General features: G+C 69.4%; 20 protein-coding genes. 12 read left to right on the forward strand and 8 right to left on the reverse strand.

Annotated features, from left to right (window positions below; all coding sequences use genetic code 11):
* Window positions 1-5: 5 nt before the first annotated feature.
* The 3 genes from BLU77_RS18665 (at window position 6) to BLU77_RS18675 (ending at window position 2,027) form a co-directional block, all read left to right on the forward strand.
* Window positions 6-566 (forward strand): DUF3090 domain-containing protein, encoded by a 561-nt coding sequence (locus tag BLU77_RS18665; RefSeq protein ID WP_089774622.1) that lies wholly within the window; start codon window positions 6-8, stop codon window positions 564-566.
* Window positions 556-1,356, forward strand: coding sequence for an SCO1664 family protein (locus BLU77_RS18670; RefSeq protein ID WP_089774624.1), 801 nt, complete (start codon window positions 556-558; stop codon window positions 1,354-1,356). The genes BLU77_RS18665 and BLU77_RS18670 overlap by 11 nt, the downstream gene beginning before the upstream one ends.
* 230 nt (window positions 1,357-1,586) lie before the next feature.
* Window positions 1,587-2,027: a VOC family protein gene (locus BLU77_RS18675; protein ID WP_089774625.1), complete on the forward strand. Its 441-nt coding sequence runs from the start codon at window positions 1,587-1,589 to the stop codon at window positions 2,025-2,027.
* Window positions 2,028-2,065: 38 nt separating this feature from the next.
* Here the strand turns inward: BLU77_RS18675 and BLU77_RS18680 are convergent, their stop codons facing one another.
* Window positions 2,066-2,824: an alpha/beta hydrolase family protein gene (locus BLU77_RS18680; protein WP_217632505.1), complete on the reverse strand. Its 759-nt coding sequence runs from the start codon at window positions 2,822-2,824 to the stop codon at window positions 2,066-2,068.
* A 156-nt stretch (window positions 2,825-2,980) separates the two neighbouring features.
* On the opposite strand from BLU77_RS18680, the gene BLU77_RS18685 reads away from it, so the two are divergent.
* Window positions 2,981-4,387 (forward strand): NAD(P)-binding protein, encoded by a 1,407-nt coding sequence (locus BLU77_RS18685; RefSeq protein WP_245708941.1) that lies wholly within the window; start codon window positions 2,981-2,983, stop codon window positions 4,385-4,387.
* A gap of 23 nt (window positions 4,388-4,410) precedes the next feature.
* On the opposite strand, the gene BLU77_RS18690 is transcribed toward BLU77_RS18685, so the two are convergent.
* Window positions 4,411-4,953, reverse strand: a complete 543-nt coding sequence (locus BLU77_RS18690; RefSeq protein ID WP_175477213.1) for a GNAT family N-acetyltransferase — start codon at window positions 4,951-4,953, stop codon at window positions 4,411-4,413.
* Between the two features lie 4 nt (window positions 4,954-4,957).
* On the reverse strand, window positions 4,958-5,638 hold the full coding sequence (locus BLU77_RS18695; protein ID WP_089774628.1) for a DNA alkylation repair protein: 681 nt from the start codon (window positions 5,636-5,638) through the stop codon (window positions 4,958-4,960).
* Window positions 5,639-5,725: 87 nt separating this feature from the next.
* Here BLU77_RS18695 and BLU77_RS18700 point away from each other — a divergent pair, with 87 nt between their 5' ends.
* The gene (locus BLU77_RS18700; protein ID WP_175477214.1) at window positions 5,726-6,478 is read left to right on the forward strand and encodes an alpha/beta fold hydrolase; all 753 of its coding nucleotides are present in this window, start codon (window positions 5,726-5,728) and stop codon (window positions 6,476-6,478) included.
* Window positions 6,475-7,170, forward strand: a complete 696-nt coding sequence (locus tag BLU77_RS18705) for a DNA alkylation repair protein (RefSeq protein WP_089774632.1) — start codon at window positions 6,475-6,477, stop codon at window positions 7,168-7,170. Before BLU77_RS18700 ends, BLU77_RS18705 begins: the two co-directional genes overlap by 4 nt.
* Window position 7,171: 1 nt before the next feature.
* Here the strand turns inward: BLU77_RS18705 and BLU77_RS18710 are convergent, their stop codons facing one another.
* Window positions 7,172-8,221, reverse strand: coding sequence for a YeiH family protein (locus BLU77_RS18710; protein ID WP_089776007.1), 1,050 nt, complete (start codon window positions 8,219-8,221; stop codon window positions 7,172-7,174).
* Window positions 8,222-8,328: 107 nt separating this feature from the next.
* Between BLU77_RS18710 and BLU77_RS18715 the strand changes: the two genes are divergently transcribed.
* The 3 genes from BLU77_RS18715 (at window position 8,329) to BLU77_RS18725 (ending at window position 11,225) form a co-directional block, all read left to right on the forward strand.
* On the forward strand, window positions 8,329-9,189 hold the full coding sequence (locus BLU77_RS18715) for a LysR family transcriptional regulator (RefSeq protein WP_425441238.1): 861 nt from the start codon (window positions 8,329-8,331) through the stop codon (window positions 9,187-9,189).
* Between the two features lie 228 nt (window positions 9,190-9,417).
* The gene (locus BLU77_RS18720) at window positions 9,418-9,984 is read left to right on the forward strand and encodes a winged helix-turn-helix domain-containing protein (protein ID WP_175477215.1); all 567 of its coding nucleotides are present in this window, start codon (window positions 9,418-9,420) and stop codon (window positions 9,982-9,984) included.
* Window positions 9,981-11,225, forward strand: a complete 1,245-nt coding sequence (locus BLU77_RS18725) for an MFS transporter (protein ID WP_089774638.1) — start codon at window positions 9,981-9,983, stop codon at window positions 11,223-11,225. The genes BLU77_RS18720 and BLU77_RS18725 overlap by 4 nt, the downstream gene beginning before the upstream one ends.
* Here BLU77_RS18725 and BLU77_RS18730 read toward each other — a convergent pair whose 3' ends face one another.
* On the reverse strand, window positions 11,226-11,834 hold the full coding sequence (locus BLU77_RS18730; RefSeq protein ID WP_089774640.1) for a nucleoside/nucleotide kinase family protein: 609 nt from the start codon (window positions 11,832-11,834) through the stop codon (window positions 11,226-11,228).
* 137 nt (window positions 11,835-11,971) lie between these two features.
* On the opposite strand from BLU77_RS18730, the gene BLU77_RS18735 reads away from it, so the two are divergent.
* The gene (locus BLU77_RS18735; protein ID WP_089774642.1) at window positions 11,972-12,340 is read left to right on the forward strand and encodes a hypothetical protein; all 369 of its coding nucleotides are present in this window, start codon (window positions 11,972-11,974) and stop codon (window positions 12,338-12,340) included.
* A 121-nt stretch (window positions 12,341-12,461) separates the two neighbouring features.
* Here the strand turns inward: BLU77_RS18735 and fdhD are convergent, their stop codons facing one another.
* Window positions 12,462-13,349 (reverse strand): formate dehydrogenase accessory sulfurtransferase FdhD, encoded by an 888-nt coding sequence (gene fdhD, locus BLU77_RS18740; RefSeq protein WP_245708942.1) that lies wholly within the window; start codon window positions 13,347-13,349, stop codon window positions 12,462-12,464.
* Between the two features lie 55 nt (window positions 13,350-13,404).
* Between fdhD and BLU77_RS18745 the strand changes: the two genes are divergently transcribed.
* Entirely contained in the window at window positions 13,405-15,711 is a 2,307-nt protein-coding gene (locus tag BLU77_RS18745; protein WP_089774644.1) for an FdhF/YdeP family oxidoreductase, read from the forward strand.
* A 32-nt stretch (window positions 15,712-15,743) separates the two neighbouring features.
* On the opposite strand, the gene BLU77_RS18750 is transcribed toward BLU77_RS18745, so the two are convergent.
* Window positions 15,744-18,860, reverse strand: a complete 3,117-nt coding sequence (locus BLU77_RS18750) for an efflux RND transporter permease subunit (protein WP_089774646.1) — start codon at window positions 18,858-18,860, stop codon at window positions 15,744-15,746.
* A 103-nt stretch (window positions 18,861-18,963) separates the two neighbouring features.
* Between BLU77_RS18750 and BLU77_RS18755 the strand changes: the two genes are divergently transcribed.
* A complete protein-coding gene (locus BLU77_RS18755) occupies window positions 18,964-19,371 on the forward strand; it encodes a MarR family winged helix-turn-helix transcriptional regulator (protein WP_175477216.1) in 408 nt (135 codons plus the stop codon).
* Between the two features lie 99 nt (window positions 19,372-19,470).
* Here the strand turns inward: BLU77_RS18755 and soxR are convergent, their stop codons facing one another.
* A complete protein-coding gene (gene soxR / locus BLU77_RS18760; protein ID WP_089774650.1) occupies window positions 19,471-19,920 on the reverse strand; it encodes a redox-sensitive transcriptional activator SoxR in 450 nt (149 codons plus the stop codon).
* Between the last annotated feature and the right edge of the window lie 30 nt (window positions 19,921-19,950).

Here is a 19,950-nt window from a genome sequence, read left to right on the forward strand (position 1 = left end):
GCATCATGTCGACCCTCGTCCATGAGTACGACTGGCCCGATCGCGTCGTTGTCGGCACTGTCGGCCGCCCCGGTGAACGCACCTTCTACCTGCAGGTGCGGCATGGCACCCGTTCCACCTGTGTCGCGCTCGAGAAGGAGCAGTCCGTGCTCCTCGCCGAGAAGATGGACGAGCTCCTCGATGAGCTCTCGGCCGACCAGAACCACCCCGTCACCGCCCCCAAGGAAGTCCCGGGCGAGCTCGTCGACGAGGACCCCCTGGACGAGCCCGTGATCGAGGAGTTCCGTTCCGGGGCGATGAGCCTCGGCTGGGACCCCCGGACCGCGCAGATCCTCATCGAGGCGTTCGCCCTCGAGGTGCCGGAGGAGGGCGACGTGCTCGGCGCGGGCGAGGACGCAGCCGACGAGCCGAGCGAGATGCTCCGCGTGCGGATCCCGGTCGGTGCCGCGCGAGCGTTCGCGCAACGCACCCGCCAGGTGGCGCATGCCGGACGCCCGATCTGCCCGCTCTGCGCCCGCCCGGTCGACCCGGACGGACATGTGTGCAACCTCCTCGATGACCGGTGAGCCGTTGCGGCTCGACCTCGAGCCCGGTGACGTGGATCTCCAGCACGGTGAGCTGAATCTCGCGGGCCGCATCACGGTCGCCTCCAACGCCACATTCGTCGGACGGATCGGTGACGACGCCGTCGTCTACAAGCCGATTGCCGGCGAGCGGCCCCTGTGGGACTTCCCGGACGGAACCCTCGCGTCCCGGGAAGTAGCCGCCTACCTGGTCTCGGAAGCCCTTGACTGGCGGATCGTCCCGCGCACCTGGCTCCGCGACGGACCGTTCGGCACCGGCATGGTGCAGCTGTGGCAGGAACCGGACCTCGAGCAGGACCCGGTGGATGTCGTCCCCTCGACAGAGGTCCCTACCAAGGGCTGGTGCACCGTGATGGAGGGGCACGACGAGAACGGGCAGATCGTCTCCGTGATCCATGAGGACGCTGCCGCCCTGCGGCGGATCGCCGTCTTCGACGTTCTGGTGAACAACGCCGACCGCAAGGGCAGCCACATCCTGCCGGCCACCGACGGCCACCGCTACGGCGTGGACCACGGGGTCAGCTTCCACACCGAGCCCAAGCTGCGCACCGTGCTGTGGGGGTGGATCGACGAGCCGCTCGATCCGGACGAGGTGGCCGGGGTGGAGCGGGTGCGGTCGGAGCTGAGCGGCGATCTGGGGGAGCAGCTCGCTCTCCTGCTGAGCGAGCCGGAGGTTGAGGCCCTCGCCGCGCGATGCGAGCGGCTGCGCGCCACCGGCGCTTTCCCGAGCCCGGGTGGAGATGCTCCAGCCGTGCCGTGGCCGTTGTTCTGACGTGCGGTGCGCACCGACGGCAGGTGCGCTCACTCGAGAGGGAGGGGCCGCCGTCGCGGGCTCATGACGGAAAACTGACGCCCGCCAACTCAGCGGAAATCTGCAGCTGCTCTCGGTGATCGGGGCGCAGGAACTGAGATGAGCGGCCGGGCTGTCGAGAACGCGGCGGCGGTTCCGTCCTAGGAGCACAGGCGGCTGTACCAGGCCGCATGAGATGAAGGAGAGGCACCATGACGATTGTGCGGATGGACCATGTGAGCGTCGTCGTTGACGACCTGGACGCGGCTGTGGAGTTCTTCACCGCGCTCGGAATGGAACTGGAGGGAACGGCGCCCATCGAGGGGCCGTGGGTCGACCGGGTGAACGCACTCGACCACGTCCGCGTGGACATTGCGATGATGCGGACCCCGGACGGGCACGGTCGGCTGGAGCTGACGAAGTTCCACCACCCGACGGCGATCAGCGCGCAGCCTGAGAACGCCCTCGGCAACACGCTGGGCCTACGCAGCGTCATGTTCGCCGTCGACGACCTCGACGCGACCATCGCCAGCGTGCGAGCCCACGGTGGGGAACTCATCGGTGAGGTAGCGCAGTACCAGGACAGTTTTCGACTGTGCTATCTCCGGGGTCCGGCGGGGATCATCGTCTCCTTGGCCGAGCAGCTCACCTGATCAGCCTGCGCGCTACCTCGCGTGCTGCCGGCTGAGGGTCACCCCAGGTAGGGCTCCACCCACGCTGCCGCGATCCGGGCCGCCCGCTGTGCCTGTCCCGGCTCGGTGAGCAGGTGATCGGCACCTTCGAGCGAGACGAAGCTGCGCGGGTGGCGGGCCATCCGGAAGATCTCGCTGGCGTTGTCGATCCCGACCGTCTGGTCGGTCGGTGAGTGCATGATCAGCAGCGGCCGGTCCAATGCGGTCACCTTGTCGGTCAGGTCCGCCCTGCGGACGTCCTCGACGAAGTCCCGTTTGAGCGTCAGCGCTCGTCCGCCGACGAGCCACTCGGCGCTTCCGTCCTGGCAGGCGCGATCGACGACTGCGTCATAGTGCCGTTCCACGTTGCTGGGGTCCGACGGTGCTGCGATGCTGACGACGGCCCCCACCTGTGCGTCCCGGCCGGCGGCGATCGCGGCCGCACCACCCCAGGAGTGCCCGACCAGCATCGAGACCGGGGTGCCCCGCTCGGCCATGAATCGCGTGGCCACCACGGTGTCGCGCACCTTCACCGTGAACGACCCGTCTCCCCAGTCCCCGTCCGAGTCGGTGAGTCCCAGAGCGTCGAAGCGGAGCATTCCGATGCCCTCGGCCGCGAGCTGCTTGCAGATCCGCGCTGCCGCGGGGCAGTCCTTGCCCAGGGTGAAGCCGTGCACGAACACGCCCCAGCCGCGAACCTCACCCACCGGCACATCCAGCACACCCGTGAGCATCGGCCCGGTCGAGCTCGGGAAGCGCACCTGCTCCGCCATCGTCATTCCTCCAGCATGCGTCGTCGGACGGACACCGTAACGCGGGTCGACGTCGCTCTCGCGCCAGCCGATGCGGCTCCGCGGTCCGCGCCGACCCCGCGCGACGACAGCGCTATGCTGCAGGCCACATCCACGAATCTGCTGGTGCCCAGGGAGACTCGGTTGCAACGAACACGCGACGGGCAGGGTGGATCGCCGGTCGGCATCGATGCGGACTATCTCGTCGTCGGGGCCGGGGCCACCGGAATGGCCTTCACCGATTCGTTGATCGATCACTGCGATGCACGAGTAGTGCTCACTGACCGGCGCCCTGCCCCCGGCGGGCACTGGCTCGACGCCTACCCGTTCGTCCGCCTTCACCAAGCCTCGGCCTTCTACGGAGTGGCCTCCACGCTCCTGGGTGAGGGCCGCCGTCAGGTGGATGGCCCTGAGGCGGGGCTGCACGAACGAGCGAACCGTGAGCAGATCTGTGCCTATTACGAGACGGTGCTGAACGATCGCTTCCTCCCCTCCGGGCAGGTCGAGTTCCTGGCCTCCAGCGACTACGACTGGGATCGGCGGGTCCTCGCCAGTGGCGGCACGGAGTTCGTCGTGGGGGAGCAGTGCCGGATCGTGGACGCACGCTTCATCGCCCCCGAGATCCCTGCGACGACACCCCCTCCGTTCGAGGCCACCGGCGGAGCGCGGGTCGTTCCGGTCAACGATCTGCCACGGGTCGAGGATGCTCCCAGCCAGTACGTCATCGTGGGGTCCGGGAAGACGGCGACCGATGCCGTGGTCTGGTTGCTCGGCGAGGGAGTCGCTCCCGATGCCATCTGCTGGGTTCGGCCCCGGGAGCCCTGGATGCTCAACCGCGCCAAGGTCCAGCCATCCCCGGAAGTGTTCCTGGGGATGGCGGCCGACACGCTTCAGGCGGCTGAGGTCGCGCGCTCCGTCGACGACCTGTTCGCGCGCCTGGAGGAGCTCGGCATCATGCTCCGCATCGACCGGACGCGCACGCCCACGATGGCGCGCACACCCACCCTGGCCACCTGGGAGCTGGAGCTGTTGCGCAGCATCGAGAACGTCGTCCGTCTCGGACGCCTGCGCCGTGCCGAACCGGGGCGCCTGATTTTCGACGACGGATCCGCCGAAGTCAGCCACGACGCCCTGATCGTGCACTGCGCTGTGCACGCTTTCCGGGAAGGGTCCGCGATGCCGATCTGGGGCAACGACGCCATCCGGACACAGTCGACGCGGGCCGGGTTCCCGTGCTTCGGGGCGGCGCTCATCGGCTACGTCGAGGCCACGCGAGAAGGGGACGCCGTGAAGAACACGGTGTGTCCGTCCAGCCCGTCAGCAAACACGCTCACGGACTGGCTCGCGATGAACGTTCTGGGCACCCGATCGGCGATGGCCTTCGGCGCGGAATCAGACATCGACGCCTGGGCTCACGGCGTGGCACTGAACCCGGCGCGCATACCTGCCGGGTACTCGTCGCCCGAGCTGGAGCACGTGCGGACTCGGCTCGCCAGCCACACGGCATCCGGTCTCGCCGCGATGACCAGGTTGTGGGCCGCGTCCCGGTGAGAGGTATCGCCGGGTGGCACTCCTCAGCGAGGCGGGCGGCGTCGCACCATGATCCTGTGCCGCCGGTCGTCGACGGGATTGTCCGGGTCGAGCTCGGCGTCGGTCAGATGCTCGAAGCCGGCCTTCTCCAACGCGCGCCATGACCGCCTGTTGTCTGCGTGTACCGGAACCACGGCATCCCCGGTGTCGGGTTCACGCTCCCACTGCAGGCGGACGAGCTGGTCGATCATGGCCGGGCCCACCCCGCGCCCGACGGCGGACTCCGCACCGATCAGATAGTCGATCGAGACGGCATTGTCTGGCACCGGCAGAAACTGCCCCACCTCAGCGAGATACTCGGGTTCGTCGGAGTAGCGGTACCACTGGATCATCGCGACCGGGCGGCCCTCCAGGTGCACGATCCAGGTCGGCGCCAGGTCTGTTCCGTCCACGCGTGGTCCGTACTCGCGCTCGATCGACTCCAGGTCCGCCGGCTCTGCCCACCAGCGGGATACCAGCGGTGCGGTCAGCCACCGGCTGAGCAGGGCGAAGTCGGCGCGGCGCAACGGGACGAAGGCGAGCTCCATGGTCCTACCCATCCTCATGGCGCCGGACCATCTCGGCGATCCACGTCGGTGCGAACGGGGACGTACACCCCTTCGGCGTCGGGTAGTCCTCGAGCACTCTGAGCCGTTCACCGATCTCGATCGCCCGGTCGCGGTGCTCCAGGTGCTCGATGCCGATCTGCGCGAGGCAGGTGTTCATTGCCCACTGCAGCCGGTCGGGCGCACCGGCCATCTCCGCCTCGATCACCTCGAGCAGTCCGGCCAGATCCAGGCCGTCCGGCGTCTTCACCACCCGATCGGCTGTCAGCGCCCACCCGCCACTGGCGACCACTGGATCGGTGTCTGCCATCCACGCCTCCCGCAGTTCCTCGACGTGCGGGTTCTTCTTCACCACGTAGTTGACCAGCCAGTCGTGCACCTTGGGTCCGTCGGCCGCTCGCAGCATCGCGTCCAGCTCGTCGGGCTGGAAGGTCTTCGGCCGACAGATCAACAGCGAGAGCAACCGAGCCGCGGTATCACCGGTGTCCCAGAGTTCACGCGCGAGCGCGGGCTGAGTCTTCAACCCCTTCGCCACGGCGCGCAGCTTGCTCAGGTTCACGCCATGGTCGTCGCCTCGGGCAGCGTTGGCCGCACGGACCTTCGGGTCCTCGAGCTCAGCCAGCTCGGCGAGCACCGCGGCCGTGGTCGTCTCCGTCGCTCCCGCCACCGCTGCCTCCTCCTCGTCGGTGCCGTCAGCCTAATCGGGTGCAGGGGCCCGGGCGCCAGCGTCGGTGCCCGCTCGTACACTTCCGGCATGAGTTCTCGCCTGGCCGTGCACACCTGGGATGCCCCTGAGGCGGAAGCCACGCTCGTGCTGCTGCACGGCATCACTGACTCCGGTCTCTGCTGGGCCGATGCCGTGAACCGCTGGCACCCGACCTACCGCGTGATCGCCCTGGACGCGCTCGGGCACGGTGAGTCGGACCGGTTCCGCCCCGACGAACTGGCCGCTGACCCGATCGAGCCGATGCTCGCCGAGACCATCGCCGTCCTGGAACAGCTCGGGTCCCTGGTGATCCTGGTAGGGCACTCCATGGGAGGTGCGGTCGCCGCAGCCATCACTCACCGACGTCCCGATCTCGTCACCGCACTGGTCCTCGAAGACCCCGCCTGGCGTGACCTCACCCCGGACCAGCAACGGCAGCGTGGCCAGGACTTCCTCGGCGGCCGAGGCGCCCCCGGCGAGAACTGGCCGGCCAGCGAGATCGAGCCCTGGCGCCGTTCCTACGACCAGACCGACCGGGCCTTCCTCTCCCTCGGGCGCGCGACGCCGTCGGATCCCTGGCGAGAGATCGTCGGTCACCTCACCGTGCCGACCCTGCTGGTCACCGGCACCGACGGCGTGATCCTCGCCGAGGAACGGCTCGCCGAGATCCGCGGAATCGGCAACCCGCACGTCGAGATCGCCGTCATTCCCGGGGCCGGTCACTGCGTGCGCCGTGACCGCACCGACGCCTTCCACGCCACCGTCGACCCGTGGATCCGCCGCCACCGAGTGGCCCCATGAACACGGACTCGACCGTCGAGGAGGTCATCGCCGCGCTGCGCGAGCACGCCACCGAGACCGAACGCGAGAAGATCAGCCGCCGGCTCCGGGGCAGCAGCCGGCCGCTCGGGGTGCGGATGGGCACCGTGTTCGACATTGCGAAGCAACGCACCGAGACTGACCTGCAAGCGGTGGCCGAACTGCTGCGATCCCCCTGGTACGAAGCGCGGATGGTGGGGGTGAGCATCCTCGACTTCCGAGCGAGGAAGCGGCTCACCGACGATCAGCGTGCCGAGCTCGCCGATCTCTACCTGGATCACCACGACACCCTCGACACCTGGGACTTCGTGGACCGCGCCGCACCCCGCGTGCTCGGCGGATGGCTGCTCACCCGCACCGACCGCGGCGTGCTGGAGATCCTTGCCAGCTCGCCGAACCTCGCCGAACGGCGGTCAGCGATCACCGCCACGTTCTGGCTGGTGCGCAACGGCGAGATCGCCGAGGCGCTCGCGGTCGCCGAGCTGCTCGCTGGCGACCCACACACGGAGGTGACGGCCTCGGTGGGCGTGGCGCTGCGGGAGGTGAGCGTGCAAGACCCGGCGGCTGCGATCGCCTTCTTGCGGCGGCGCGGCGGCGACCTGCCCCGCCCGGCCCTGCGCACCGCCGTCAGCAAGCTCGACGAGGCTGTCCGTACCGAACTGTTGGGGACCTGACTCAGAACCCGCCGAAGGCTGCCTGCAGGCCGAGGCTCCCACCGGTGACGATCAGCCACAAGGCGCCGCCGAGCAGCAGCGGGGTGGCTCCGGTGCGTCGCAGTGCCGGGAGATCGGTGGCGAGCCCGATCGCCGCCAGGGCGGCGGTGATGAGCAGGCTCGACAGGCCGGCAGCGACGTCCTGGACGGGGCCCGGCACCCAGCCGAGGCTGTTCGCCGCGGCGACCGCGACGAATGCCACCAGGAACCAGGGCACGAGGCGCCACACCGGGCGGTGCGCGGAGGTGGCCCGCTCCCGCCGCGCCACCAGCATGCCTAGCACCAGGCAGATCGGGACGATCGCCAGGGTGCGGCTGAGCTTGACCACCACCGCGGTGTGCGCGGCCTCGGGGGAGTAGCTGCCGGCCGCGGCCACCACCGAGGACATGTCATTCACCGCAGTGCCGGCGAGCACCCCGAAGGCCTCGTCGCTCAGCCCCAAGGCATGCCCCAGCGGCGGGAAGAGCAGCACCGCGGCGATGTTGAACACGAACACGGTGCTCAACGCGTAGGCCACCCGGGTGCCGGCCGGGCGCAGCACCGGGGTCACAGCCGCGATCGCCGAGGCCCCGCACACCGCCGTGCCCACCCCGATCAGGGTGCGCAGGTCCCCGTCCACCCCGAGCAGCCGTCCGAGCCCGACGGCGGCCCCCAGGCAGAGCAGCAAGGTTCCGATGGTCACGGGGAGCGCTTGGCTCCCGACGGCGGCCACCTCACCCAAGGACAGGTGCACGCCGAGCAAGACCACGGCGATCTGCAGCCCCCACCTGCTGGCGATCGGGAGAACAGGTGCCCAGGCCTGCCGGCGCTCGGTGCTTACCGCGGTGGCGACGAAGGCACCGGCGACCACCGCGATCACCGGCGCCCCGACCAGCGGGAATAGCCAGCTAGCGAGGGTGGCGGCGGCCGTGATCGTGGCACACACCAGGAGCGCGGTGAGTGGGGCGCCGGGTGCCGGGTCGGCGGGCGCCGGGTGGTGCGCCGCGTCCGTGGCGTGCTCGGTGGTGGCCATACTGATGATGCTGCCCGTGCTCTGCACCCTTCGGTACCTACCGGGTCACTTGATGAATATAGGCGTAGCCTATAGGTATGCCGGCTCCGAAGGACGTCACTCTCGACATGCTGCGACTGCTCGTCGCGGTTGCTGACCGTGGGAGCATCTCTGCTGCCGCGCGTGCGGCAGGGGTGAGTCAGCCCTCGGCAAGCGCCCGGATCAAAGACCTGGAGCGTCGCCTCGGGCTGGAGCTGGTGGACCGGCGCAGCCGCGGCGCGGAGCTCACCGCGGACGGGCGAACCGTGACCGACTGGGCGAGGGCCGTCGTCGAAGCGGCCGACGTGCTGATCACCGGAGCCCAAGCGCTCGCCGCCGAGCATGACTCCCAGCTCACTGTTGCCGCCAGTCAGACCGTGGGGGAGTACCTGATGCCCGCATGGCTGGCTGCCTACCGGAGGCGCAGCGAAGGGCGACCGGTACGGCTGCGGGTGATGAACTCCGCGGACGTGGTCGCCGCTCTGCGGTCGCGGGAGATCGACCTCGGGTTCGTCGAGTCGCCCACGGTGCCGGCCGATCTCGCTCGACGGCGGGTCGGCACCGACCGGCTCGCCCTCGTGGTGGGCCCTGATCATCCGCTCGCCCGCCGACGGCGTCCGCTCACCCGCGAACAGCTCCTCGGCCTGGACCTGGCCTCCCGTGAGGATGGGTCCGGCACCAGGGATGCGCTCACCCGTGCCCTGGGTGTGCCCGTGCAGCCTGCCCTGGAGCTGGGGTCGAACGCGGCCGTGAAGGTGGAGGTGGCTTCGGGTGGGTATCCGGCGGTGCTGAGCGCGCTCGCCGTGAGTGCGGAGGTCAGCGACGGGCGGCTGGTGGAGATCGATCTGCCCGAGGTGGACCTACGCCGACACCTGCACGCGGTGTGGCGGCGCGGCGCCCGGCTTCCCTCGGTGGCAGAGGACTTCCTTCGCGGGGTGCTCGGCCGCTAGCGCTGTCGCCGCCTGCCCCACCCGCTCTGGCCCTGCCCGCCCGCCTGCCCACCCGTCACCCCAGCCCCGCCCCCGCCCTGCCGAGCGCAACCTCGTGCGGCACCTGGGTGATTTTTTGCCGCACAAGGTTGCGCTCGGCAGGGCGGGGGCGGCGGGGTGTCGCGGGGCGCACACGCTCTCATGAAAGAACTCTTGCGAAAGAGTTGTTGCAGGTCTACGGTGCTGGGTATGCGGATCGACGACCCCGGTGCCATGCGGGCCCTTGCCCACCCCCTGCGGATCGAACTCTTCGAGCGGCTCGCCATCGAAGGCACGGCCACCGCGAGCGAGCTCGCCGCGCTGGTGGGCGCCACCCCGGCGAACTGCTCGTTCCATCTGCGCACCCTCGCCAAGCACGGCTACATCGAGCGCGTCGAGGGGGCCACCGGGCGGGACCGTCCCTGGCGGGTGGTGGACATCGAACAGTCCTGGTCGGCAGGCGAGCGCGACGGCTCCGACCGGGACCTCGCCGCCCGCGCCCTGGAATCGTCCTTCCTGGAGTGGGAGACCGAACGGCTCCGTCGTGCGGCTGGGCGACCTGCGCCGTCGGGCTGGACGAACGCTCTGGCCACCGCCGGGGCCACACTCCACCTCACCCCCGAGGAGGCGAAGGACATCTCCGAGCGGATCGGGGAGATCGTGCGCGAGTATGTGCCCCGCTGGGAGAACCCCGAACTGCGGCCCGACGGCGGCCGACCGGTACGTGTGTTCACCGCCACCTACCTGGTGGAACCGGCCGGTGAGCACCAACGATGAGGACCCTGCTGCGGCACCGACTGTTCCGCCGCCTGCTCGGCGGCTGGACCGTCGGCAACCTCGCCGACAGTGCCCTCTTCCTCACCCTGGCGGTATGGGCCAAGGACCTCACCGGTTCATCCAGCGCCGCCGGGCTGGTGTTCTTCGCCCTGGCGCTGCCCTCGCTGCTGGCGCCGCTGCTCGGACTGCTCGTGGACCGGGTGCGGCGCAAGCCGCTGATCGTGAGCGCCAATCTGGTGGCCGCCGGTGGTGCCGCCTCGCTCGTGCTGGTCGACGGGCCGGGAATGCTCTGGCTGCTCTACGCCGTCACGCTGCTCTACGGCGGGCTCGGCGTGCTGAACGGAGCCGCGCAGTCGGGCTTGTTGCGCGACCTGCTGCCCGATGACCAGCTCGACTCCGCGAACGCGATGCTCTCGACCGTGGACAACGGGCTTCGGATCCTCACCCCCGCGATCGGAGCCGGACTGTACGTGCTCTGGGGCGGCCAGGCGCTCGGTCTCGGTGTGGCCGCGCTGCTGCTGCTCACCGCGGCGCTGATCGCCTCGGTCCCGGTGGTCGAATCCGACCCGGACCGCGAGACGAGCACCTTCTGGGCCGACGCCGTCGCCGGCTTCGCCCACCTGCGCTCGGTTCCACTGCTGCTGCGGATGGTGATCGTGGTGGCTGCCGCGTTCGGGGTGATCGGGCTGTTCGACACGGTCCTGTTCGAGGTGGTCGAGCACGGCCTCGGGATGGATCCGGCGTTCTTCGGGGTGCTGATGAGCCTGCAGGGCGCGGGCGCGATCCTCGGCGGACTCACCTCGGCTCTGGTCCTGCGCCGATGGGGTCCGGCACGGACGGTCGGCACCTCGCTTGCCGTGGTGGCTCTGGCATCGCTGGCGTTCACCGTCGATGTGGTGGGGGTGCCTCTGTTGCCGGTGGTCATCGCGGCGATCCTGGTGGCCGGTGCCGCGATCCCCTGGCTGATGGTGGCAATGATCACCACCCGGCAACGGCTCACTCCGCCACGACTACAAGGGCGCACGGCGGCCGCGACGAATATCTCGATGACGCTGCCGCAGCTGGTCTCGATCGCCGCCGGAGCGGTCTTGGTGACGGTGGTGGACTACCGGGTGCTCCTGGTGGTCGCGGCCGTGGTGCTCGGCACGTGTGCGATCGTGCTGCTGCGCTTCCGCGGCGAAGAACCACCTGTGTCCGACGGTGCGGCGGAGCCGAGCGAGGCGGCGGACCTGCCGCGGTGATCATGCCGCGGGGCTGATCGGCAGGGCCTCGCGGGCGAGGTCGGCAACCTCTGCGGGCGAGCGCGAACTGGTGTCGATCCGCCCGAGCCCCGCTCCCTCGGCATCCATCAGGTCCTGGAAGCCCGTGGTGCGGGCCAGGAACTGATCCGCCAGATGCCGCTCGGCCGCCGTGCGGACACCGCCTGCCGACTCTTCGCGGATGCGCGCGGCCAGCACATCCGGCGTGGCCACCAGCCGTACGGCGACCACACGCGGACCGATCAGACCGCGGATCAGCGACGGCCGCAGCGCCGACCCCTCCAGCACCAGGCCGCCTCCGGCGCCTGCGCCGGCCAGATGCGCGGTGACCAGGCCACGAATCCGTGGTGCCAACCGGTCGTAGTGGTCGAGCACTGAGGCGAGCAGGTCCTCGACCGGGAGGGAGGCGTAGTGCTCGGCGACGTGGTCGGGCACCTCGCGGCCGGCCGTCCGCCAGGGGCGCCCCGGGTGGCGCGCCAGCTGATCGGTGCTCCGGCAGGTGTATCGCAATGCTTCGGCCAGTAGCGCTGCGGTGCTCGACTTGCCGGTGTGGGAGGTGCCGGAGATCAGGACGACGCGGGGGAGTGCCACACATTCGAGGCTATCGGCGCCGGATTGCTCGTCGAGCCATACAGCGATCGCGGGCCGGCCGGGCAACCCTCCGCTACCCTCAGCATCTCGGCTGGTCGATGACCGGTCCAGGAAAGTGATCAGCGGGAGGGCAACAGGTGTCACGGGATGAGGAGCAGCAGCCCGGCGCGCCATTGCGCGGTCCAGCGAGGTTCGCCGGTGCCGGGCTGGACGACTTCGACGACCTCGCCGATCACTTCGCCCCCGAGCTGCGCCGCGGGGTGATGATGGGCCGGCCGATGCTGGCCCTGGAAGGAAGGATGCTCGCCTGCCTTGATTCCGGGATGCTCGGCGTCCGGCTGGGACGGGAGTCGAGCGCGTTCGCCGAGGCGATGGAGCTGCCCGGCGCCACGCTCTTCGCGCCAGGGAAAGGACCGAAGCAGTTCCGCGACTGGGCCGCGATCCCCGCCGAGCACAGCAGCGAGTGGGCCTACTTCGTGGCAGCGGCCATCGAGGCACGTCGCTGACCTGGTAGGTGCCAGACCTCGTCGCGACGACGTGCGGGTTCCGACGACGATCGGCACCTCGGCGTCCGCGAGGTGCCACCGGTCGTCGCTCAGCGAGTGTTCGGTCGACGGCGAGTGGCACCTACCGCCGGTACGCGGGGTTCGCTGGGCCGCCGCGTCCGCCGGCTCGCCGCGCTCGGCTAGACGGCGACCCGTTCCGCTCCCGCATAGACGGTGAACCGATCCCCCGCGAGAACCCGATCAACGTCATGCCCGACTCCTGCGCCAGTTCCACCGCCAGTGCGCTCGGTGCACTCACCGCCGCCAGCGTCTCGATCCCCGCCAGGTGAGCCTTCTGCACCAGCTCGAACGACGCTCGCCCGGAGACCTGCAGCACGGTCGAGCGCACCGGCAGTTGCCCACTCAACAGCGCCCAGCCCACGATCTTGTCCACGGCGTTGTGCCGGCCCACGTCCTCCCGCAGGCACAGCAGTTCGGCCTCCGTCGTGAACAGGCCCGCGGCGTGCGTTCCGCCGGTGCGCTCGAACTGAGCCTGCCCGGCGCGCAGAGCCTCGGGGAGGGCGAGCAACATCTCAGGCGCCAGCCGCCCACCCACGGACGGGCCGTCGTCGGGGGAGGGGAAGGCCGACTCCTTGGTGACCTCCTCGATCGAGGACGTCCCACAGATGCCGCACGAGGACGAGGTGTACACGGCTCGTTCGGCGTTCGCGGCCGGTGGCGCCACCCCAGGTGCCAGCGTCACGTCGACGATGTTGTAGGTGGCCTGTCCGTGCTCGTCCACCCCTGGCCCGTACGAGAGTCGAGCGATCTGTGCTCTCTCGTGCACCACGGTCTCGGCCACGAGGAACCCGGCGGCCAGGTCGAAGTCGTGCCCCGGGGTGCGCATGGTCACCGCGAGCGAGCGGCCGTTCACCCGCACCTCCAGGGGCTCCTCCCCGGCGAGGTGCTCGATCCGCTCCCGACGGCGTCCGTCACCGTGGATCTGGAGCGTGCGGTGCCGTGTGCTCACCCGGGCCACTGCTGACTCCTCACGTTAGGCTCGTGACAACGGTACGGGAGGCACCATGGCACCAGCACCTGAGCACGGGATCGACGAGTCCGAGCTGCAGATCAGCAGCCCCAAGCATTCGGCGGCCGGGGTTCCCGGTGTGTTGCACGCGTTGGGCATGTCACTGGACCAGATGGGGCCGGTCCGCACTGCGAAGACGCTGCTCGCGGTGAACCAGACCGACGGTTTCGATTGCCCCGGTTGTGCGTGGCCCGAAGCGAAGAAGCGCCACACCGCCGAGTTCTGCGAGAACGGGGCCAAGGCCGTGGCCGAGGAAGCCACGAGAAGGCGCGTTCCGCCGTCGTTCTTCGCCGAGCATTCCCTGGACGATCTGGCCACCAAGGACGACTACTGGCTCGGCCAGCAGGGGCGGCTGGCCCACCCGATGGTGCGGGACGAGGGCGCCACCCACTATCGGCCGATCAGCTGGGACGACGCCTTCGACCTGATCGCGGCGGAGATCCACGCGGGCGACCCGGATGAAGCGATCTTCTACACCTCCGGCCGCACCTCCAACGAGGCCGCCTTTCTGTACCAGCTGATGGTCCGCGGGCTGGGGACGAACAACCTGCCGGACTGCTCGAACATGTGCCACGAGTCCTCCGGTGCGGCGCTCACCGAGACCATCGGGATCGGCAAGGGGTCGGTGAGCCTGGCCGACGTGGAGAACGCGTCGCTGATCCTGGTGGCCGGGCAGAACCCGGGCACCAACCACCCACGGATGCTCTCCTCCCTGGAGAAGGCGAAGGCACGTGGGGCCGTGATCGTGGCGATCAACCCGCTCCCCGAGGCCGGGCTCGGCACCTTCCACAACCCGCAGACACTGCAGGGCCTCACCCGCGGCACCCGGCTGGCCGATGATTTCCTGCAGATCCGGCTCGGTGGCGACCAGGCCTTGTTCCAGGCGCTCGGAGCGCTGATCATCGAGGCGGGAGCGCTCGACCACGAGTTCCTCACCGATTCCGTGACCGGCCTGGACGAGTACGCCGCGCATGTGACCGCACTGGACTGGGACGAGGTGCTCACCGCCACCGGGCTCGAGCGCCGGCAGATCGAGGCGCTCTCCGACCGCCTCATCGCCTCCGACGCCACCGTGGTGTGCTGGGCGATGGGGCTCACCCAGCACCCGCACGCCGTGGCCACGCTGCGTGACGTGGTCAATGTGCTGCTCCTGCAGGGCAACATCGGCAAGCCGGGAGCGGGTGTGTGCCCGGTGCGTGGGCACTCCAACGTGCAGGGCGATCGCACCATGGGCATCTTCGAGCAGATGCCCGAGTCGTTCCTTTCGGCGCTGGATCGGGAGTTCTCCTTCACCTCCCCGCGGGAGCACGGATACGACACCGTGGCCGCGATCGAGGCGATGCGTGACGGCAAGGCGCGGGTGTTCATGGCGATGGGCGGGAACTTCCTGCGCGCCACCCCGGACACCGAGTTGACCGAGGCTGCCATGCAACGGATGGCCCTCACGGTTCAGGTGTCGACGAAACTGAACCGATCCCACGTGATCACCGGCCGCCGCGCGCTCATCCTGCCCGCCCTCGGGCGTACCGACCGCGACGAGCAGGCGAGCGGCCCGCAGCGGGTCACCGTGGAGGACTCGATGAGTGCGGTGCACGCCTCGCAGGGGCGGCTGGAGCCGCCGTCGGCCCACGTGCTCTCCGAGGTGTCGATCGTGTGCCGGCTCGCCGAGCGCATGGTTCCCGACGGCGGACCTTCCGCTGGCAATGGATCTCGCCCGGGCGGGGTGCCCCAGGTGGACTGGCGGGCGCTCGAGGCCGACTACCGGCTGATCCGCGATCACATCTCCCGCGTGGTCCCCGGTTTTGAGGACTACGAGGCACGCATCGATGAGCCCGGCGGATTCGTGCTGCCGCACCCGCCGCGAGACACCCGCACGTTCGCTATGCCAGGCGGGAAGGCGGTGATGACGGCCAATGAGCTGGAGTACCCACGGGTGCCCGAAGGTCGGTTGCTGCTGCAGACGATCCGCTCGCACGACCAGTTCAACACCACCATCTACGGCAAGGATGACCGGTACCGGGGGATCCGCGGAGGACGGCGGGTGGTCTTCGTGCACGACGATGACCTGGCGGACCGGGGGCTCGCGGACGGCGACATGGTGGATCTGATCTCCGAGTTCAACGGGACCGAGCGCCGGGCGGAGGCGTTCCGCGCGGTGGCCTATCCGACAGCGCGCGGGTGCATCGCCGCCTACTACCCGGAGACGAACGTGCTGGTTCCGGTGGACTCCTATGCCAAGACGTCCCGCACACCGGCGTCGAAGTCGGTGGTGGTGCGGGTGGAGCGCAGCGGCGCGGAGTAGTCGGAGGTGCCGGAGCCGGCCAGCAGGGCCGGTCAGTCAGCTACGTGCCGCCCGGTCGAGCGCTGTGCATCCGGCTCTTCCGTCGCCGCCTCACCCGCCTGTGCAGCGATGCTCCGCCGCTCACCGCGCCGCTGCGAGAGCAGATACAGCACGGGCACCAGCAGCAGGGTCAGCAGGGTTGAGGTGATCAGACCGCCGATCACCACCAGCGCCAACGGCTGGGAGATGAACGCGCTGCCACCGGTCAGGCCCAGTGCCATCGGGATCAGGGCGCCGATGGTGGCCGCTGCCGTCATCAGGATCGGACGCAATCGGTGTCGCCCACCCTCGACGATGGCCTCGGCCAGGCTCATCCCCTGGGCGCGGTACTGATTGATCAGGTCGATCAGCACGATCGCGTTCGTCACGACCACGCCAACGAGCATCAGCGCACCGATGAGCGCTGCCACCCCCAGCGGTGTACCCGTGATCAGGAGGAGGGTGACTGCTCCGGTCGCGGCGAAGGGGACCGACACCAGCAGGATCAGCGGCTGCAGGAGCGAGTTGAACGTCGCCACCATCACCAGGTAGACGATCAGGATCGAGGCAGCCAGCGCCAGTCCGAGCTGTCCGAACGCTTCCTCCTGGTCGGCACTGACGCCACCGATCTCAGCACCGACTCCCTCGGGCAGATCCACCTCGTCCAGCGCAGCCTGCAGGTCAGCAGTCACGGCACCCAGGTCCTCCGCGGTCGCGGTCGCGGTGATCGTGACGCTGCGCAGCCCGTTCGCGCGGGTGATCTCCACCGGCTGATCCACCACCGCCACCTCGGCCACCTGCCCCAGGGGCACCGGACCGACCGCACCAGCGAGCTCGATCGCCTCGATCGCCTCACGGTCGTTGGGCACCTCGCTCAGTTGCATGACGATGTCCTGACGGCCCGTCTCGGTGTTCAACGACCCGACCGTCGTGCCCTGCAGCGCGGCGGAGACGGCCTGCCCGACCTGAGCTTCGGTCAGTCCGAGCGCTGCGGCAGCCTCCCGGTCGACGTCCACGGTCACGGTCGGGAGCTCGGCCGCGAGGTTGGAGGTCACGTCGGCGGCGCCATCGATACCGCGTACTGCCTCGAGCACGTCCTGGGAGGCGGCATCCACGGAGGCGCCGTCCGCTCCGGAGACGATCACCTCCAGTCCGCTCATCGCCCCCGCGGACATGCCGGAGGCCACCGTCAGCGTCCCGGCATCGTCGAGCTGTTCGAGCTCGGCCCGCAGCTCCTCCTCTGCGGCCTCGGCGTCCGTCACCAGGCTCAAGGTGATCGAGAAGGTCGTGGTGCCGTTGCTGCCGAAGAAGGCCATCGAGGCGTCGCCCGAGCCGCCGGTGACCTGGAAGGTCTCGACACCGGGCAGGTCGGCGATCACCTCTTCGACCACAGTGGCTGCCTCGTCCGCGGCAGCCAGGGACGTGCCGGCGGGAAGCTCCTGGCTCACACTCAGGGTGTTCTCCCCGGTGTTGCCGATGAAGTCGGTCTTCAGCTGGGTGGCCATCCCCGCGGTTCCGGCGAGGACCACGACGGCCGCGAGGATCGCGAGCCAGGGCTTGGCCAAGGCACCGTGCAGCACCCGCAGGTAGGAGCGCTGCACCGGCGAACGATGCTCCGCCTCCTCGGCCGCGATCCGTGCTTCCTCGGTGAGCGCGCCGCTGGGTGCGCGCACGAACCAGTACGCCAGGGCGGGCACGATGGTCAGGGAGACCAGCAGCGAGGCCAAGAGCGCCAGAGCGATCGTGAAAGCGAATGGCCGGAACAGCTCGCCCACCATGCCGCCGACGAGCCCCATCGGTACGAAGACCGCAGCAGTGGCCACCGTGGACGCGGTGATCGCGCCGGCCACCTCCTTCACGGCGTCGATGATCGCTGCGATGCGCGACTTCCCGTAGCTCAGGTGCCGGCTGATGTTCTCGATCACCACGATCGAGTCGTCCACCACGCGACCGATGGAGACGGTCAACGCGGCCAGGGTGAACAGGTTGAGCGAGAAGCCCACGACCTTCAGCCCGACCAGAGTGATCAGCAAGGAGAGCGGGATGGACAAGGCGGTGACCGCCGTCGGGCGGATCTTGCGCAGGAAGAGCAGGATGATGAGGACGGCGAAGACCAGGCCGAGCAGGCCCTCCACCGTGAGGTCCTCCACGGACTGCTCGATGAACGGGGCCTGGTCGAAGACCACCACGACGGCACTGCCGGAGCCCAGAGCGGCCTCGAAGTCCGCGAGGTGCTCAGCCACCGCCTCGGAGATCTCGACCGTGTTGCCGTCCGGGGTCTTGGTGATTGCGATGCTGAAGGATTGAGCGCCATCGGTGCGGGAGAACGAGGAGGCCTCGACCTGCTCAGAGCTGACCTCGGCGATCTCGTCCAGGCGGACCGGGCCGCTTGTGGTGGGGATCGGGACGGCGGCGACGTCGTCGGCGGAGGTGAGCTCGGTGCCGGTCTGCACCGACATGGTCTGGTCGTCTTCGGTGACCTCACCGCCGGGGATCACCACACCGTTGGCGCGCAGTGCACCCTGGACAGCATCGGGAGTCAGCTCCGCGGCCGCCATCGCTGCCAGGTCCACGTCGATCCGGACCTGCTCGTCCCGTACCCCGCTGAGCTGGACGTCACGCACGCCCTCGATCCGCTCGATCTCGGGGATGATCGCCGTGCGCAGCACATCGACGGCGGCATCGGGATCGTCGGTGGCGGCTACCGAGAGCTGGACCACCGGCAGGTCATCCAGGCTGCCCGCGATCACCTGCGTGTCCGCATCCTCGGGGAGCGCGCCGCTCATCCGGTTCACGGCCGCCTGGAGCTCCTGCTGGGCATTGGTGACGTCCGTGCCGTACTCGAGCTCGAGCAGGACCGCCGAGACGTTGGCGGACGAGGTCGAGGTGGTCTGTTCCAGTCCGCTGACGGCGCCCGCGGCCTGTTCCACCGTGTCTGTCACCTGGTTCTCGATCACCTCTGGTGACGCACCCGGATAGCTGGTGATCGCCGCGACCACCGGCAGGTTCAGCGGTGGCATCAGTTCCTGCTTGAGCGCGGTGGTGGACCACAGCCCGGCGACCACCGCCATCAGGGTCGCGAGTGCCACCAGTGCCCGGTTGGCCAGGCTGAAGCGAGCGAGAGCAGACAATCGAGGCTCCGGGTGTGAGAGTCTGGGGGACCAGATCATTAGCGTGAGGCTAATGATTAGCGTCAAGCGAAGGTATCACGTGGACCGCCACCAGCTCGTGCAAATGGTGCTCACAGCACACGAGGAAACGTCCCGGCTGCTGCTCAACGAGGACCTCTCCAGCCTGTTCGACTCCACCCTCACCCTGCCGCAGATCCACCTGATGGTGCTGCTCTACCGGGACGGTGCCGTCAGCGGCCACGAGTTGGCCGATCGGCTGGGTGTCTCGACACCGACGGTCTCCGGGATGGTTGACCGGCTCGAAGCGCAGCAGATGGTTCAGCGTCGTGCCGATCCAGGGGATCGTCGTGTGCGCCTGGTGGCGCTCACCGTCGAGGGAGAGCAGCGGGTCAGCTCGGTGCACGAGGCCGGATGGCGGATCGGCCGCGACCTCATGGATCGCATGGAGATGGCCGACCTGCGGGCCCTTGCTCAGGGCATGCAGGCCCTTGCCCGCGCCGCCAGGGCGTGAGGGTGCGTAGGCAGCGAGGGTGAGATCAAGGAGTTGCCGTGAACCAGCGCAGGGCATGCTGGCGAACACGTGCTGGTGGGCTGTGCCTGGTTGCCGTGATCATGGCAACCGGACCGCTCCCTGGCCCTGGGCGCCGAGGACGTCGTCCGGGTTCGAATACGGACACGACTTGAGTGAGAGGCAGCCGCAGCCGATGCAGTTCGAGAACCGGTCACGCAGCGCGGTCAGGTACTCGATCCTGTCGTTGAGGTCGTCGCGCCATTCGCGCGAGATGCGTGCCCAGTCCTTCTTGGTGGGTAGCCCTTCCTCCGGGAGCTGATCGAGCGCGTCCTTGATGCGGTCGAGGGAGATCCCCACTCGCTGTGACGCGCGTATGAACGCCAGCACCCGGAGCGTGTCCCGGCGATACTCACGGCGGCCCCCTGCGGTCCGCCGGCTGTGGATGAGGCCCAGGGACTCGTAGTAGTGCAGCGTCGAGACGGCAACCCCTGCCCGCTGGGCGATCTGTCCTGGTTTGAGCCAGACGACGTCCTTGGGCACCTGGGACATCGGGCGCCCCCCTCCTGCGACTTGACATCA

This window comes from Ruania alba, from assembly GCF_900105765.1.
GTDB lineage: Bacteria > Actinomycetota > Actinomycetes > Actinomycetales > Beutenbergiaceae > Ruania > Ruania alba.

Coding starts and splice junctions, on each gene's coding strand:
- BLU77_RS18665 (WP_089774622.1), top strand. CDS start 6: ATGTCGACCCTCGTCCATGAGTACGACTGGCCCGATCGCGTCGTTGTC.
- BLU77_RS18670 (WP_089774624.1), top strand. CDS start 556: ATGACCGGTGAGCCGTTGCGGCTCGACCTCGAGCCCGGTGACGTGGAT.
- BLU77_RS18675 (WP_089774625.1), top strand. CDS start 1,587: ATGACGATTGTGCGGATGGACCATGTGAGCGTCGTCGTTGACGACCTG.
- BLU77_RS18680 (WP_217632505.1), bottom strand. CDS start 2,824: ATGACGATGGCGGAGCAGGTGCGCTTCCCGAGCTCGACCGGGCCGATG.
- BLU77_RS18690 (WP_175477213.1), bottom strand. CDS start 4,953: ATGGAGCTCGCCTTCGTCCCGTTGCGCCGCGCCGACTTCGCCCTGCTC.
- BLU77_RS18700 (WP_175477214.1), top strand. CDS start 5,726: ATGAGTTCTCGCCTGGCCGTGCACACCTGGGATGCCCCTGAGGCGGAA.
- BLU77_RS18705 (WP_089774632.1), top strand. CDS start 6,475: ATGAACACGGACTCGACCGTCGAGGAGGTCATCGCCGCGCTGCGCGAG.
- BLU77_RS18710 (WP_089776007.1), bottom strand. CDS start 8,221: ATGGCCACCACCGAGCACGCCACGGACGCGGCGCACCACCCGGCGCCC.
- BLU77_RS18715 (WP_425441238.1), top strand. CDS start 8,329: ATGCTGCGACTGCTCGTCGCGGTTGCTGACCGTGGGAGCATCTCTGCT.
- BLU77_RS18720 (WP_175477215.1), top strand. CDS start 9,418: ATGCGGATCGACGACCCCGGTGCCATGCGGGCCCTTGCCCACCCCCTG.
- BLU77_RS18725 (WP_089774638.1), top strand. CDS start 9,981: ATGAGGACCCTGCTGCGGCACCGACTGTTCCGCCGCCTGCTCGGCGGC.
- BLU77_RS18745 (WP_089774644.1), top strand. CDS start 13,405: ATGGCACCAGCACCTGAGCACGGGATCGACGAGTCCGAGCTGCAGATC.
- BLU77_RS18755 (WP_175477216.1), top strand. CDS start 18,964: ATGGTGCTCACAGCACACGAGGAAACGTCCCGGCTGCTGCTCAACGAG.
- soxR (WP_089774650.1), bottom strand. CDS start 19,920: ATGTCCCAGGTGCCCAAGGACGTCGTCTGGCTCAAACCAGGACAGATC.